Source organism: Lutibacter oceani (genome assembly GCF_003384935.1).
GTDB lineage: Bacteria > Bacteroidota > Bacteroidia > Flavobacteriales > Flavobacteriaceae > Lutibacter > Lutibacter oceani.
On record NZ_QTTQ01000011.1, the window covers coordinates 291087 to 306798 of the forward strand.

Annotated in this window: 14 protein-coding genes and 2 tRNA genes; 11 read left to right on the forward strand and 5 right to left on the reverse strand. The window is 29.1% G+C overall.

Annotated features, from left to right (window positions below; genetic code table 11):
- Nucleotides 1-15 precede the first annotated feature (15 nt).
- The gene (locus BX611_RS10570) at nucleotides 16-1407 is read right to left on the reverse strand and encodes an anthranilate synthase component I family protein (protein WP_115881008.1); all 1392 of its coding nucleotides are present in this window, start codon (nucleotides 1405-1407) and stop codon (nucleotides 16-18) included.
- A 223-nt stretch (nucleotides 1408-1630) separates the two neighbouring features.
- On the opposite strand from BX611_RS10570, the gene BX611_RS10575 reads away from it, so the two are divergent.
- Complete coding sequence (locus BX611_RS10575) at nucleotides 1631-2464, forward strand: GIN domain-containing protein (RefSeq protein ID WP_115881010.1); 834 nt, start codon at nucleotides 1631-1633, stop codon at nucleotides 2462-2464.
- Here BX611_RS10575 and BX611_RS10580 read toward each other — a convergent pair whose 3' ends face one another.
- Together BX611_RS10580 and trxB are read right to left on the reverse strand one after the other, a co-directional pair.
- Nucleotides 2465-4048, reverse strand: coding sequence for an aspartate:alanine exchanger family transporter (locus tag BX611_RS10580; RefSeq protein ID WP_115881012.1), 1584 nt, complete (start codon nucleotides 4046-4048; stop codon nucleotides 2465-2467).
- A 153-nt stretch (nucleotides 4049-4201) separates the two neighbouring features.
- Entirely contained in the window at nucleotides 4202-5149 is a 948-nt protein-coding gene (gene trxB, locus BX611_RS10585; protein ID WP_115881014.1) for a thioredoxin-disulfide reductase, read from the reverse strand.
- Between the two features lie 169 nt (nucleotides 5150-5318).
- On the opposite strand from trxB, the gene BX611_RS10590 reads away from it, so the two are divergent.
- The 9 genes from BX611_RS10590 to trpB all read left to right on the forward strand — a co-directional run bounded on the left by BX611_RS10590 (nucleotide 5319) and on the right by trpB (nucleotide 12270).
- Nucleotides 5319-5657 carry a thioredoxin family protein gene (locus BX611_RS10590; RefSeq protein WP_162880016.1) on the forward strand — a complete coding sequence of 113 codons (339 nt, stop codon included), beginning with the start codon at nucleotides 5319-5321 and terminating at the stop codon, nucleotides 5655-5657.
- 49 nt (nucleotides 5658-5706) lie between these two features.
- Nucleotides 5707-5781: transfer RNA gene (locus BX611_RS10595), tRNA-Pro, on the forward strand.
- Between the two features lie 229 nt (nucleotides 5782-6010).
- A complete protein-coding gene (locus tag BX611_RS10600) occupies nucleotides 6011-7582 on the forward strand; it encodes an ArnT family glycosyltransferase (protein ID WP_115881018.1) in 1572 nt (523 codons plus the stop codon).
- 172 nt (nucleotides 7583-7754) lie between these two features.
- Nucleotides 7755-7828: transfer RNA gene (locus BX611_RS10605), tRNA-Thr, on the forward strand.
- Between the two features lie 136 nt (nucleotides 7829-7964).
- A complete protein-coding gene (gene udk, locus BX611_RS10610) occupies nucleotides 7965-8570 on the forward strand; it encodes a uridine kinase (protein ID WP_115881020.1) in 606 nt (201 codons plus the stop codon).
- A gap of 4 nt (nucleotides 8571-8574) precedes the next feature.
- Nucleotides 8575-8895, forward strand: a complete 321-nt coding sequence (locus BX611_RS10615; protein ID WP_115881022.1) for an FtsB family cell division protein — start codon at nucleotides 8575-8577, stop codon at nucleotides 8893-8895.
- A gap of 45 nt (nucleotides 8896-8940) precedes the next feature.
- Nucleotides 8941-10281, forward strand: coding sequence for a methylmalonyl-CoA mutase family protein (locus tag BX611_RS10620; protein ID WP_115881024.1), 1341 nt, complete (start codon nucleotides 8941-8943; stop codon nucleotides 10279-10281).
- Complete coding sequence (locus BX611_RS10625; RefSeq protein WP_115881026.1) at nucleotides 10271-10897, forward strand: methylmalonyl-CoA mutase family protein; 627 nt, start codon at nucleotides 10271-10273, stop codon at nucleotides 10895-10897. The genes BX611_RS10620 and BX611_RS10625 overlap by 11 nt, the downstream gene beginning before the upstream one ends.
- Before the next feature lie 167 nt (nucleotides 10898-11064).
- On the forward strand, nucleotides 11065-12270 hold the full coding sequence (gene trpB / locus BX611_RS10630) for a tryptophan synthase subunit beta (protein ID WP_115881028.1): 1206 nt from the start codon (nucleotides 11065-11067) through the stop codon (nucleotides 12268-12270).
- 119 nt (nucleotides 12271-12389) lie between these two features.
- On the opposite strand, the gene BX611_RS10635 is transcribed toward trpB, so the two are convergent.
- On the reverse strand, nucleotides 12390-13445 hold the full coding sequence (locus tag BX611_RS10635; RefSeq protein ID WP_162880017.1) for a glycoside hydrolase family 5 protein: 1056 nt from the start codon (nucleotides 13443-13445) through the stop codon (nucleotides 12390-12392).
- Nucleotides 13446-13562: 117 nt separating this feature from the next.
- The gene (locus BX611_RS10640) at nucleotides 13563-14789 is read right to left on the reverse strand and encodes an MDR family MFS transporter (RefSeq protein ID WP_115881030.1); all 1227 of its coding nucleotides are present in this window, start codon (nucleotides 14787-14789) and stop codon (nucleotides 13563-13565) included.
- A gap of 249 nt (nucleotides 14790-15038) precedes the next feature.
- On the opposite strand from BX611_RS10640, the gene BX611_RS10645 reads away from it, so the two are divergent.
- Nucleotides 15039-15650 carry a DUF1684 domain-containing protein gene (locus BX611_RS10645; protein ID WP_115881032.1) on the forward strand — a complete coding sequence of 204 codons (612 nt, stop codon included), beginning with the start codon at nucleotides 15039-15041 and terminating at the stop codon, nucleotides 15648-15650.
- Nucleotides 15651-15712 lie beyond the last annotated feature (62 nt).

The window sequence follows — 15712 nt, forward strand, 5'->3', positions numbered from 1 at the left end:
TGACGGGTTCTTATTTTATATTTTTTCTGCTAAGATTAATGCCTTTTTTAAAGCAGCTAATTTGTTATTTACTTCTTGTAACTCTCCTTCTTCAGAAGATTTCATTACAATTCCTGCACCAGCCTGATAATATAACGTGTTGCTTTTACTCACAAAAGAACGAATGGCAATTGCTAAATTTACACTGTTATCTAGCCCAATAAAACCAACTGCCCCACCATAAAAACCACGTGTTTGATTTTCATAGGTGTCAATTAATTCCATGGCTTTAAACTTTGGAGCACCACTTAAAGTTCCCGCAGGAAAAGTATCTCCTACAATTTCAATTGCTTTCCCTTTTGGTTTTCCTTGTACTGTTGAAACCAAATGAATTACGTGACTAAAATACTGCACTTCTTTAAACACTTCAACGTTTACATTACTCGCGTGTTTGCTTAAATCGTTTCGCGCTAAATCAACCAACATAACGTGTTCTGCAGTTTCTTTTTGATCTTTAGATAATTTTTCTCCCAACAAAATATCTTTTGCCATATCTCCAGTTCTTCTAAAAGTACCCGCAATAGGATTAATAATTGCTTTATCTGCATCAATTTTTATTTGGGCTTCTGGTGAAGACCCCATTAATTTAAAACTTCCATAGTCGAAATAAAATAAATATGGTGAAGGATTTATAGATCGTAATGCTCTGTAAACATTAAATTCATCTCCTGAAAAAGACTGTTGAAACTGACGGGATAATACTAATTGAAAAACATCTCCACGTTTACAATGTTGTTTGGCTTTTGCCACATTATTTTTAAAATATGCATCGGTACAATTTGATGCTTCTTCTCCTTTTATCTCAAACTTGTATAATCCATAAGTACGTGCATTTATTAAGGTTTGAATTTCTTCAATTCTTGATTCTTCGCCTTCTTCTATATTTTCAATTAAAGTTAATTCATCATTAAAATGATTGATTGCAATAATAAAACGGAAAAAACTAAATTGTAAATCAGGAATTTCTGATGTTGCTTTTTTAGCTTTCAACTTTATTGTTTCAAAATATTGAATTGAATTATAGGAAATATATCCGTAAAATCCGTTGTAAGCTTTTATACTTTCATCACAATCAACATTAACTGTACTTTTATATGCTTCAAAAATTGAATAGAAATCGCTGTTAATTTCTTTAACACCTAACTCTTTCCCTTTATAACTATATGTAAATATATTAGCATCAGCCCTTAAAGTAACTATTGGCTCGGCACATATAAATGTAAAACTTTCCTCTTTACTATGATAATCTGAACTTTCTAACAACAAACTATTAGCATATTTATCTCTAATTTTAGAGTACATACCTACTGGAGTTATAGTATCTGCTAATTGTTGTTTTGAAATTGTTTTAAATTTTAATTTCTTCATATTAGTTAAATAAAAAAGGACTTATCAACGAGATAAGTCCTTTTTGTTATATATTGTTTATTAAATATAATGGATGCTTCTCGCTTATTGTATAAGAGAGTTCCACCACCAATTCATATTTAAAGTATTGTTTTTCATTATTGGCACAAATTTAGCATACATTTTTAAATGAGCAAATTATTCATTAAAAAAATATTTTATTAAATTTGATAAAAACATATTTATGAAAAATTCATATAAAATTGCACTTTTATTTACATTATCTATAACAGTTATAACAAGCGCTCAAGAGAAATTAAAAGGAAATAAAAAAGTTACTACAGAAAATAGAGCAATTTCAGAATTTACAAAGCTTGAAATTATTGATGACATTGATGTTTTTTTGGTGTATAATGAAACACAATCTGTAAGTGTTGAAACAGACTCTAATTTGCAAAATGCCGTGGTTACAGTTGTTGAGAATGGGATACTTTCTATTAAAATTGGAACTAAAATTGCTAAAAAAAAGGAACTTGCTGTTCATTTAAAAGTTAACAAACATTTAAAAGAAATTAATAGCTACAACAATGCTAAAATTAAATCTAATAATTCCTTAATTATTGATTCGTTAACAATAAACACTTTTGATAATTCTGATATTGATTTGAAATTAAATTCTAAAATTGTTAGTATTAATAGTAAAAAAAATAGTGACTTAAAACTTCAAATTTTAAGTGATAACATTTTAATTATATCAGAAGAATCTTCTGCAATTAAAGGCACTTTTGATTCTAAAGAAGCTATTTTTACATTACTTGATAAATCTACAGTAAATATAAATGGATCAACAACACATTTTGAAATTGAAACATTAGGAAATACTAGCTTTAAAGGAAAAGAATTTAAAACTAACAATGCTATTTTAAATGCTACAAATTCTTCTGAAACCTATATAAATGCAACTGAAAATATAGAGATCCGCGCAAAAAATTCAGCTGAAGTATATTTATATTCTAACCCGAAAATTACTTTGACAGAATTTTTTGATAAAGCCTCACTTAATAAAAAAGAGCTTTAGTTATAATAAACTAAGTATTTGAACAACAATTATTAGCAACACCATTGCAATAGGATATACAGTTGCATATGCAACTGATGGTGCATCTGTTTCAGTCATATTATCAATTGCCGCAAGCCCTGGTGTACTTGTCATACTTCCTGTAAGAGTTCCAAGTAAGGTTAACAAATTAATATTAAAAAAAAGTTTGGAAATTATAGTTGTAATAATCATAGGGAAAAGGGTGATAACAAATCCATATACAAATAATTCAATACCATAATTTTCAAATGTCTCAACAAGGCTAATTCCGGCGCTAGTACCTACAGCTGCTAAAAAGAATAATAATCCGAACTGACGTAACAAGTTATTTGCTGCCCCAGTCATTGTCCACATTATAGGTCCTGTTTTACCTGTTCTTCCTAAAAACAGAGCCACCAATAAAATACCTCCTGTTAACCCAAGGCTAAATGAAAAATCCCCCATATTAATACTTAGTTTACCAACTAAAATACCAATTATAATTCCTAATGCAATTGGAAAAAAGTCTGTACTTGATAGTTTACTATCATCGTCACCAAAAACACGACTTACTTGTTTCATATTTTCTTTACTACACGTAACCATTAACTTATCACCAAACTGTAATTTTGATGAAGGACTTGGTGATAAATTTATACCTGAACGACGTATACGTGTAACAGTTGCATTATAAGCACTAAGAATATCAAGTTCTCCTAAAGTTTTTTTAACAACTTCTTTATTTGTTACCAATATTGCTCTTACATCATATTTATTACTTAAAGGAATTTCTTGTTTCGTTTCTGAACCAATTAATAACTCAACTCTTTCTAAGGCTTCTTCTGTACCTACAGCTCTTACTAAATCTCCTTTTTTCAAAATTAAAGAAGGCTCGGGTGTTATAACTACTCCGTCATGCATAATTCTTGATATAACTGCCTTAGTCATAAATCGAATATTTAAATCTTCCAGACTTTTATCTATAACATTTTCATTTTCAACTATAAAGTTTCTTCTTGAAATTTCTGGATAATCAATATTTATTTCATCTTTATAATTTATCTCTTCATCTTTTATTTTAACACGAAGAATACGCGGTAAAAAACTTACAAAAAGAATAACTCCAATTACCCCAAAAGGATACCCTATACCATATCCTATTGATGCCAATGGGGATCCAGTTGTATCAATTGCCGCGGCTAAACCCGGTGTACTTGTTAATGATCCTGTTAACAATCCGATGGATAAATTTTTATCAACTCCTAAAAAATGAAAAATTATGAATGTAATAATTGCGGAACTAACAACAAGTATTGTTGCCAAAATTGTTAATTCTCTACCATGTTGTTTAAATGATTCAAAAAAACTGGGCCCAGCCTGAATACCAATTGTAAAAATAAAAAGCACTAATCCTAAGTACTGAAAATCTTTTGGTACTATGTAACCATAATGCCCAAAAACTAGTGCTACAAAAATAACAGCTGAAACATCTAAAGAAATCCCTTTTATTTTAATTCGGCCAATAATAAAACCTATTAAAATAATTAAAAACAATACAAAATAACTATTAGATAATAAATTCATAATTTAAATTTTAAAGAACAAAATTAATTAGTATTCCAGACTCATTTAACATTTATTTTTAGTAATCACGAAAACGATTGCTAAAAAATAAAGTTTTTTTAGCAAAAAGCCCAAGTAAGTACTTGGGCTTTTTTTATTTTGCAAATAAAATATTTATTCTAAAGATCCCAAATAGCGCTCGGCATCTAAAGCTGCCATACAACCAGTTCCTGCAGCAGTAACCGCCTGTCTGTATTCTTTATCTTGTACATCACCTGCAGCAAAAACACCTGGTAGGTTTGTTTTAGTAGTTTTTCCTTTTGTTTTTAAATAACCTGTTTCATCCATTTCTAAAATACCTTTAAATATTTCAGTATTTGGTTTATGCCCAATTGCAATAAAAACACCCGTTACATCAATAACTTCTTTTTCTCCGCTTATATTATTAAAAACCCGAACACCTTCAACTACAGTATCACCTAACACTTCATCTATTTCAGTATTAAATTTAACCTCTAAATTAGCCGTTTTATTAACCCTATGTTGCATTGCTTTAGAAGCTCTCATATAATCTTTTCTAACCAACAAAGTAACTTTGTTACATATATTAGACAAATAAGTTGCTTCTTCTGCGGCTGTGTCTCCAGCACCAACTACTATTACATCTTGTTTTCTATAAAAGAAACCATCACATGTTGCACAAGCCGAAACCCCACCACCAATTAAACGTTGTTCACTTTCTAATCCTAAATATTTTGCAGTTGCTCCTGTTGAAATAATTACTGCTTCTGCTTCAATTTGAGTAGTCTCATCAACAACAACTTTATGAATACCACCAACTTTATTGCTAAAATCAACTTTAGTAACCAAACCAAATCTAACTTCAGTACCAAAACGTTCTGCTTGATTTTTTAAATCTTCCATCATTGCAGTACCATCAGTTCCATTAGGGTAACCTGGAAAATTATCTACCTCAGTTGTAGTTGTTAACTGACCTCCCATTTGCATTCCAGTATACAAAACCGGTTTTAAATCTGCACGAGCTGCATAAATAGCTGCTGTATAGCCAGCTGGACCAGAACCAATTATTAAACATTTTATTCTTTCAATTTTATCAGACATAATTAATTCACTTTAATTTTAGATGAACAAATTTATAGCAATTTATTAGAAATTAACACCAATGTTTATAATTTTTAATAATGCAATTATAAACAAACAAAATAGGTATTATGAATTACATAAATTATATTTGATTGTAGTAAATTTGGTATCTAATTATAGAAAATTAATGAATACACAAAAATTAATAAATTCTTCTGAAGAGCTAAATGAAATTTTAGCTACTCAACTTGCTGTATTATTATATTTCTCTACTGCATCTTGCAGTGTAGGAGAAGCATTTGAACCCAAAGTAAAAATGCTTATAAACTCCAAGTTTCCAAAAATTAAGTTTTACAATGTAGATCTTAATTTTTCACCTAAAATTGCTGCTGAACATAGTGCCTTTGTTGAGCCAACTATATTAGTATTTTTTGATGGAAAGGAAACAATACGAAAAAGCAGAAATATTAGTATTTACGAATTAGAGGAAGCCATTAAAAGACCTTATGAACTTATTTTTGAATAATTACTTGTAATATATATTTTTAGTTTTATATTTGCAGACCGAAATTATTCGGGGTGTAGCGTAGCCCGGTTATCGCGCCACGTTTGGGACGTGGAGGCCGCAGGTTCGAATCCTGCCACCCCGACAAAAAGAAAAAACCTGATATATTATCAGGTTTTTTCTTTTCTAAATCTAAATTATCCAGTTTTTACATATAATTTAATTGATTATTTTTAATAAAAGCTTTAACTTTATACTGAGCTCGTAAAATCTGACACAGATTAATTATACCTAATCAAGAACTCTATAGTTGGTATAATGTGTTGATTTTTAATTTTCACCTCCTTTTTTTATTGAATTTTAAATGTTTTGTTATGTTTCTATTTAAAGAAATAGCAAATGATAATTATTCTCTTAGTACCGGGTTAAACTATGGATGGAAACATATTTTTACCTTGTACATAATAGTTAGTATACTTCGAATTTTATTCGCTGTTTTAGGAGGAATTGATCTTGATCCTGAAGAAGCTCAATACTGGCTATGGTCTAAATATCCCGATTGGTCTTACTATTCAAAACCCCCTTTAATTGCCTATATTAATGGTTTCACCAGCTCTATATTTGGAAGCTTTACTTGGTCCGTTAGGTTAAATGCAATAATAGTAGGTAGTGTTATTGGCCTATCAACTTATTATATTATTGATAAAATATATAATTCAAAAAAATTGGCATTTTTTATTTCAGCGGGGCTTTTACTATTACCTGCTTACCATTATATATCTATGTTTTTTACTACAGATGTTTTAGTAGCATTTTTTTGGTTACTTACCTGTTATTTTTTCTGGAAAGCTATTAAATATAACCATTTAAAATATTGGATATTATCTGGCCTTGCTATTGGAATTGGTCTAATGGCAAAATACTCGTTACTCTTTTTTATTCCATTTTCCTTTATATTTTTACTATTTAAAAGAAAAGATCTACTAAAACAAAAAGGATATTATATTTCGCTAATAATAGCCATCGTTTTTTTTAGTCCTATTTTAATTTGGAATATAAACCATGATATGGTTGGTCTGTTTCATGTATCCAATTTAGCTGGCATTGGTCGAAAATTTACTAGTTTTAATAAATCAATAACATATCTATTCGAATTTTTTGCCGGACAATTATTATTAAACCTACCTTTCTTATTTCTATTCTTTTTCTGGAAAAAATACAAACTAGGCAGCTATTTAAAAGCTGATTTTGAACAATTTATAATTTTAAAAACAATTTTCATTATTAGTATATTCACCTGTATTGCTTTTATTAAAAGAGTTCAAATAAATTGGCTTATTTTCTGTTATATTCCATTATACATTATTTTACTGAAAGCTATTTTAAAATCGGGAATTCTAAAAAATAAAATTGTAAAAACTTATATAACATTCTCCTCAGTATTACTACTACTTCTGTTATTACAACCAGTTTTTGAAACTTTCACGCCCAGTTTTTCTAAAATAATTCCTGCCAAAATAGATCCCTTTGGTAAATTGGTAGACTGGAAAGGACTTGCCAATTTTGTGCAAAAAGAAATAAATGGTAAATGTGATGAAAAGAATTATATTATTGTATCGGACAAATATCAAATAGCTTCCCAGTTAACTTTCTATACCGCAGGCCAACCTAAAACATACTGTTTGCCTTTTTCAGGAAGAAGAATGAATCAATTTGACATTTGGGGAATTCCTTACTCTGAAATTGAACAAAAACAAGTTGTTTTAATTAAAAATTCACCTCTTGAATTAGATACTGAAATTAATTCATTAATTGATCAAAACAGTTTAATATACTCAACTACATATACTATTTTGTACAAGGAAAAACTAATAAAAACTTATTATATTTATTTATTAAGTAAAATGCCTGAATTATCATCATCAAAATTAATTTCAAAGTTTTAGTCTGTATATTATATTCATAAATAGTTGAACTAAATGTTAATTTCATTAAAAAAATTAACAAGTCTAAATCCAAGAAAAAAATTAATAAAAACAGCTTTCTATTTTCTTTAAAAAAAATGAAAATTTATTTGCAAATTAATTTTAAATAAATTTAATTTGCATCCGCTAACAAGCCGATGTAGCTCAGCTGGCTAGAGCAGCTGATTTGTAATCAGCAGGTCGTGGGTTCGAGTCCCTCCATCGGCTCTAAAGCCTCTTCAATTGAAGAGGCTTTTTTATTTTCATGTTTTTTTGATTCGTCAACAACTAACAGATAAAAAATAACACAAACTAGTTTTCACAATAATAGAATTCTTAAATTTGCATTACTAAATAAACTTATATGCTAATTATTGGAATTGCAGGAGGAACTGGAAGCGGCAAAACAACTGTTGTAAATCAAATCTTAAACGAATTACCTGCTGATGAAGTTTGTGTAATATCACAAGACTCATATTATAACGAAACCCATAACCTAACTTACCAAGAACGCACAAAAATTAATTTCGATCATCCAAAAGCTATCGACTTTGATTTACTCGTTTCCCATATAAATAAATTAAGAAAAGGGGAAATTATTGAGCAACCAATCTATTCATTTGTAACACACGACAGAACAAAAGATACCATAGTAACACATCCTAGAAAAGTTGTAATTGTTGAGGGTATTTTAATTTTTAACAGTAAAGAATTACGTGATTTATTTGATATAAAAATATTTGTTCATGCCGATACTGATGAACGCTTAATTAGAAGAGTTAGACGCGATATTGAAGAACGTGGAAGAGATATAAATGAAGTTTTAAACAGGTATCAAAACACTTTAAAGCCTATGCACCAGCAATTTATAGAGCCAACTAAAAACTATGCCGATATTATTATACCAAATGACAGGTACAATACAGTAGCTGTTGATATCGTTAGAACTGTTATAAGTAATAAATTATAGTTTTATGACATTTAAGCAGTTTAGAAACAAACCAATTGTAAAAATTATTTCAAATAAATATGTTTTAATTTTACTTACATTTATTGTTTGGATGGTATTTTTTGATGAAAATTCCTGGTTAAACCACAGAGAATTTAATAAAGAAATAGATAAACTTAATAGCGAAAAAGAGTATTATAATTCTCAAATAGAAAAAGACAAAGAACTAATTCAAAAATTAGACGACACCGAAGAATTAGAAAAGTTTGCCAGAGAAGAGTATAAAATGAAAAAGGAAAACGAAGAGATTTATATCATTGAATACGATACGCTAAAGAAAAAGTAGTTCACCATACTTAAATTATTAAGTTTTGTTTTAATTTTAATACCTATGAGTAATCTTTTAACTGATGATTTTGAACCTAGTTCAGCCGCAGCCTGGAAACAAAAAATTCAGTTTGAACTTCATGGAGAAGATTACAAAACACTGCTAACTTCAACAAATGAAGGCATTACAATAAAGCCTTTTTATCATTCAGATGATTTTGAAAAATTAGAAATTCCCGTTCCAAACGAAGATTTTATATTTTGCAAACATATACTTATTACTTCTGAAGAAGCAGCAAGTAAAACTGCACTTAACAGCATAAAACAAGGAATAAAATCTTTAAAATTTATTGTTAAAAAAGAGTTCGATTTTGAAACTGTTTTTTCAAAACTTTTAAATAAAGAGGTCGATTTTCAGTTTGAATTCAGTTTTTTTTCGCCAATTTTTATTTCTGAATTAGCTGAAAAACTTAAAAATGAGACTGTTTATTTTAATATAGATATTATTGGGAACCTTGCCAAAACAGGAAATTGGTATAAATCGTTCCATGATGATTTCAAAAATTTAGAATCAATCATACAAAAATATCCCACTAATTATTGCATCGCCGTTCATGTTGATTTATATCAAAATGCTGGTGCAAATACTGTTCAGCAAGTGGCATATGCCATTTCTCATGTAAACGAATATTTATTGAAGTTTGGAGGAGAAATTGCTAATAAAATTCAATTTGATTTTGCAATTGGAAGCAATTATTTCTTTGAAATTTCAAAATTAAGAGCCTTTAGATATTTGTTTAATCTTGTTTTAAATGAATACAATACAAAAGCCGAACCTAAAGTATTTGCACAACCTAGTTTACGAAATAAAACATTATTTGGCACTGATTTAAATAACTTATTACGTTCAAAAACCGAATGTTCGAGTGCGGTTTTTGGAGGCGCAAATACCATCTCAATCGAATCTAATAATTCATTCTTTACAAACCCTATTGAGTTAAAAGAAAACGATTTAAATTCATTCATACTTTTAAAAGAAGATAGCGCTCAAAATAGCGTAACCGATTCTTATTATATAGAAAGTATTACCAAACAAATTGCCGAAAAAGCATTGGAAATTTTTAAAGAAATTGAAAAAGGCGGAGGATTTCTAAGTCAATTAAAAGAAGGTACAATTCAAAGAAAAATTAAAGAAAACGCACAAAAAGAACAACAACAATTTGATTGTGGTGAACTGGTAATAGTTGGCGCAAATAAATACATAAATGAAACGGACACTCTAAAACCCAATTTAAGTAAAAATCCTTTTAAAGAAAAAAAATCGCATAAAACGTTAATAATACCTATAATTCCAAAACGATTGACTGAAAAATTGGAGCAAAAAAAATGGAGAAATGAAACGTAAAGATTTTTCGAAACTTAAAATAACGGTTCAAAAAGAGAAAGACAGCTACTTTGAACATGAAGATTTTATTGCAGGTGTTGCACCAAATCTTAGAGGAATAAATTCAACTATGTATTTACAAACACCATTAGAAACTAAAATTTCTTCTGATTCTTTTACTAAAGAGAATATAACTCCAGAAATTGAATTATCTATTTTTTTAAATGAATCTCTAAGAGCTATTGAAAAAGGGTTTGAAGCTAAATTTACTATTGACACCATTGTTTCAGAATTATCTTTTGAAACAAAAATTGGAGAGAATCATTTTGATGAAATCGCAAAAATGCGTGCAGCAAGAATGCTTTGGGCAAAACTAATTAAACAGTTCAACCCTAAAAACCAACGTTCATTTGCTTTAAAAATTAATGCTATAATAACAACTTCTTTTAATGCTTTACCAGCCATTTTAGGAGGTTGTCAACAAATAACTTCAAAAGACACAGAGCATTTAATTTTTATTGAAGAAACAGGAATTACAAAAACAATTGACCCCTGGGCAGGAGCTACCTATCTTGAAAAAAGGACGGAAGAAATTACAGATAAATCATGGTTGTTATTTAAAAAGAATAGTATCTAATTTAGAATTAATTACAAACTTTCTTTTAAAAAAACCTTTCTCCATATTTATATATAAGTGGTAATAAATATTATTATTTTTTATAATAGAAGATAATTTTATCCTAAAAATTCTTATTTTAGAAGCTGCTTTAATAATTCAACTTTTAAATTAAAAAACACATCAGAATGTCAGCAAATTATTTCAAAAATTACCCAAACAAAGAAGGCTTTTTTAACGAATATGGAGGTGCTTTTATTCCACCTCAACTTGAAGAAGAAATGAAAAAAATTAATGATGCTTATTTTTCAATAAGTAAATCTCATAAATTCATTTCGGAACTAAGAAATATTCGTAAACATTTTCAAGGCAGACCAACTCCAGTATACCATTGTCACCGATTATCTCAAAAATATGGCGGACAAATTTATTTGAAAAGAGAAGATTTAAACCATACTGGTGCACATAAGTTAAACCATTGTATGGGTGAAGCTTTACTTGCAAAATATATGGGTAAAAAGAAATTAATTGCCGAAACAGGTGCCGGGCAACATGGAGTTGCTTTAGCTACTGCTGCTGCTTATTTTGGATTGGAGTGCGAAATTCATATGGGTGAAGTTGATATAGCAAAAGAATTTCCAAATGTACAACGCATGAAAATTCTTGGAGCAACAGTTGTTCCTGCAACTCACGGATTAAAAACTTTAAAGGAAGCTGTTGATAGTGCTTTTGGCGCATATCTGGAAGATCCAATTACTTCAATTTATTGTATAGGATCCGTTGTTGGTCCGCACCCATTTCCTATGATGGTTCGTGATTTTCAACGTATAGTTGGCATTGAAGCTAAAGATCAATTTTTTGATATGACAGGTGAATTACCCGACAATGTAGTTGCTTGTGTTGGTGGCGGAAGTAATGCAATGGGAATTTTTTCAGCATTTTTAGATGATGAAGAGTGTAAATTATATGGCGTTGAACCTGCTGGAAAATCACTTGAAAAATTAGGTGACCATGCTGCTACAATGACTTTAGGAAGGCCTGGAATTATTCACGGCTTTAAATGCTATACTTTACAGGATGAAAAAGGCGAACCTGCCCCTGTACATTCTATTGCAAGTGGATTGGATTACCCTGGTGTTGGTCCAGAACACAGTATGTTAAAAGATTTGAACAAAGTAACTTATGAAAGTATTACAGATAAAGAATGTATTGATGCCTTTTTTGAATTAAGTAGACAAGAAGGTATTATTCCTGCTTTAGAAAGTGCACATGCTGTTGCTTATGCTTTTAAATTAGCAAAAGAAAATCCTCGACAATCAATATTGGTTAATTTAAGTGGTCGTGGAGATAAAGATTTGGATTACGTGGTTGATAATTTTGGACTGCCAGAATAAAATATTAATTATTACCTATTAGGTTGAGCTTGTCTAAATATTTTTGTTTACTGATAAGTAATATCAGTTTCGACAAGCTCAACTTGACATAATAAATTTAAAAGACTTTTTTGGGCAGCTTATTTTTTATGATAAGCTTGTAATGCATTTTTAAAATATACACCTTGACGAGATGGTGTAAAATCCCAATCATTAAATAACATTGGAGACCAGTTAGGATCAAACACCCAAACAGTATAAGAAATTCCACATTCATCAGCATATTTTGTAATTGCATCACCGTAAGATTCATCACTTATTACTGGTATATGTGCACCCTCATCATCAGGCCCACAAAAGCCCATTTCAGATAAAATTAAAGGGTACTTTTCAGCAGCAAACCCCCAATCATTTGTCCATTTTGACTCCCAAGGTTTGTCTCTTTTTTGTGGATAAGGATGACTTACATATCCTATCCCTTCAGCTACAATTGGATTATCTTTAAGCGGCGATAAATCATACCCCCAATTAAAACCAGCTACTAACGGTATTGTTTCACATCCATTTTCTCTAATCACAGCTATCAATTTTTCCATTAAAACTTTCCATTCATCCCAAGTACAAGTTCCTAATGTTCCGTTATAAGTTGTTGGCTCATTAAACAATTCAAAAAATGCTAAAGTTGTATTGTCTTTATACCTAACAGCCATTGTACGCCAAAAGTCTTCAGTTTCCTCTATTGTAGTTTCATACATTGGCATAAAATATTTATTTTCTCTTAAATTACCTATACTATGCCAATCCATAATTACATAAATACCAACTTCCGTTGCCCATTTTAAACCATCATCAATTAATTTTAAATATGCTTCTTTACCACGTTCTCTCCAAGCTTTTGGATGTACAGGAAACCGTGTAATTGTTGCACCCCAATTTTTCATTTCTTGAAAATATTCTAAATTCCAATGACCATCTTTTTCTAATTTATCAGGATCACTCGTATCTAAACCTCTAAAAACAATTGGAGTTCCTTCAGCTGTTATAAATGAATTTCCTTTTACACTAATTTTAGCTAAAACCGGTGTCTCAACCACTTGTTTTACCTCCATTATTTCTTTCTTTTCCTGCTTATTACCACATGATATAAGTACTAGAAATAAGGCTAAAGTTATTTGAGCTATTATTATTTTTTTCATAATTAATATATTTTATAATTATTTTAAAGTATAAAACCTTAACATTCAAAAATACCTCATAAATATTTTTTCATTCAACATAAAAATTACAAATTATGATACAAAAACATCAATTGATTAGCCAATGTTTTCATTAACACTTAACATTCTTCTTAATGTAACCATAAGAATTACAGCTAATAAACCCAAACCTCCCATTAAAAACCAGTTTGTAGCAAAACCAAACCTATCAATAACTTCCATTCCAGTTTTAGCACTAAAAATATGCGCAAATGAAAAAGCCATAGAATACAATGCCAAATAACGTCCTTCTTTACCTTTAGGTGCTCTATTCATTGCAAAATTATTAGTGAATGGAAATGCCAACATTTCTCCAACAGTAATAAATAACATTGAAATTATTAAGATTCCACTCCAAGTTGTTATATTCAAAACAACATAACTTGAAGCTAATAATACTAAACTCCAGGTTATAATTTTTAACCGGTTAAATAATTTTTTCTCTATATAATGAATTAAAGGCATTTCTAATACAAAAATCAGAAAACCATTAATTGATATTAAAAGTCCTATTTGAACTTCTGTTAAATTGTGAATTTCTTTATAAAATAAAGGCATTGTTGTAAATAACTGTAAAAACACAAAACCCATTAAAAAAACAACAATTAAAAACACCCAATAAGGCCTATCTTTATAAACGGAAAGTACCTTTTTATCATTTTCAATAATTGTTTTTAGCTCATCTTTATGATATTCTTTTTGTTTAAGGATTAATTTCATTAATAAAATTGCTACTATACAAGTTATACCATCAACCCAAAAAAGTCCTGAATAACTTAATGTTGCAATAATAATTCCTCCTAAAAAAGGACCAAAAGAAAACCCTAAGTTTATTGCTAAACGGATTAATGTTAATGACCTTGTTTGATTTTCTGGCTTACTATACGCTTTTAATGAAACAAACATTGCAGGCCTAAAAGAGTCTGCAACCGTCATTGTTAAAAATATACCTATTGCAAATCCATAAAATGTTGAAATATATTGTAGCCCAATAAAAAGGAATCCAGTAATTAATAAACTCCAGAACATTACCTTATAATAACCAACTGAATCTGTTAATTTACCACCCAACCAAGAACCCAGTAGTGAGCCAACACCAAAAGCACTCATTATCCAGCCTACTTGAGCTAAGGTTAAATTTAAATCTTCAGTTAAATAAAGAGATAAAAATGGTAACACCATTGTTCCTGCTCTATTTATAAATGTAATTAGTGCCAGCCACCATATTTCCTTTGAGAGGCCTCTAAATGAATCTTTATAAGAATTTATTACTCTTTTTACCATTATTTTAAACTAAAAAACCCAGCTTATAGCTGGGTTTAAAATGAATTGATATTATTTATTTCTGAATAATTATAACACATACATACCCCAGCAGTTTTTAATAAACCCCTTTATTTCGGTATAAAATTTTGTACACGTATTCATATTTTATTTTCTATTATTTTTCAAATCTACAAAAATAATTCAATTATAATCACTTTTAAATTCAACTAACCTATTTTTGTAATTTAATTACCAAATTGAATACTAATGAAAAAACCACTTTTTATACTTTTTTTTATAAGCCTTTTTTTAAGTTGTTCAGATAAAAAAACTTCATATGAAGATGAAATAAAACTTTTTCAATATGAGTTAAATACACAATACGCAAACGCTGAAGAATCTCCTTTAACTGAAGAAGATTTAAAAACATTTAAAGCTTTAGATTTTTTTGAAATAAATGAAAACTACAAAGTTACAGCTGAGTTTGAATTAACACCAAACACACCAATTTTTGAAATGCCAACCACTACAGAGCGTCTACCCTTATACAGAAAATATGGTATAGCGAAATTTAACTTAAATGGAAAAAATTTAGAATTAAGCTTATATCAAAATCAAAATTTAATGAACTCTTTAGAGTATAAAAATTATTTATTCTTACCATTTAATGATGCTTCAAACAGCAAAACCACTTATGGTGGAGGACGCTTTATTGATTTAGAAATTCCCAAAAAAGGAAGCAAAACAATTATTATAGATTTTAATAAAGCTTACAATCCATATTGCGCATACAATCACAAATTTTCTTGTCCAATTCCTCCTGCTGAAAACAATTTACCAATTGATATTCCTGTAGGAGTTAAAAATTATAACAAATAATATTAAAAAAAAGCGCATTTAAATTATATTAAATGCGCTTTTTAAACTTATTTATATATAGC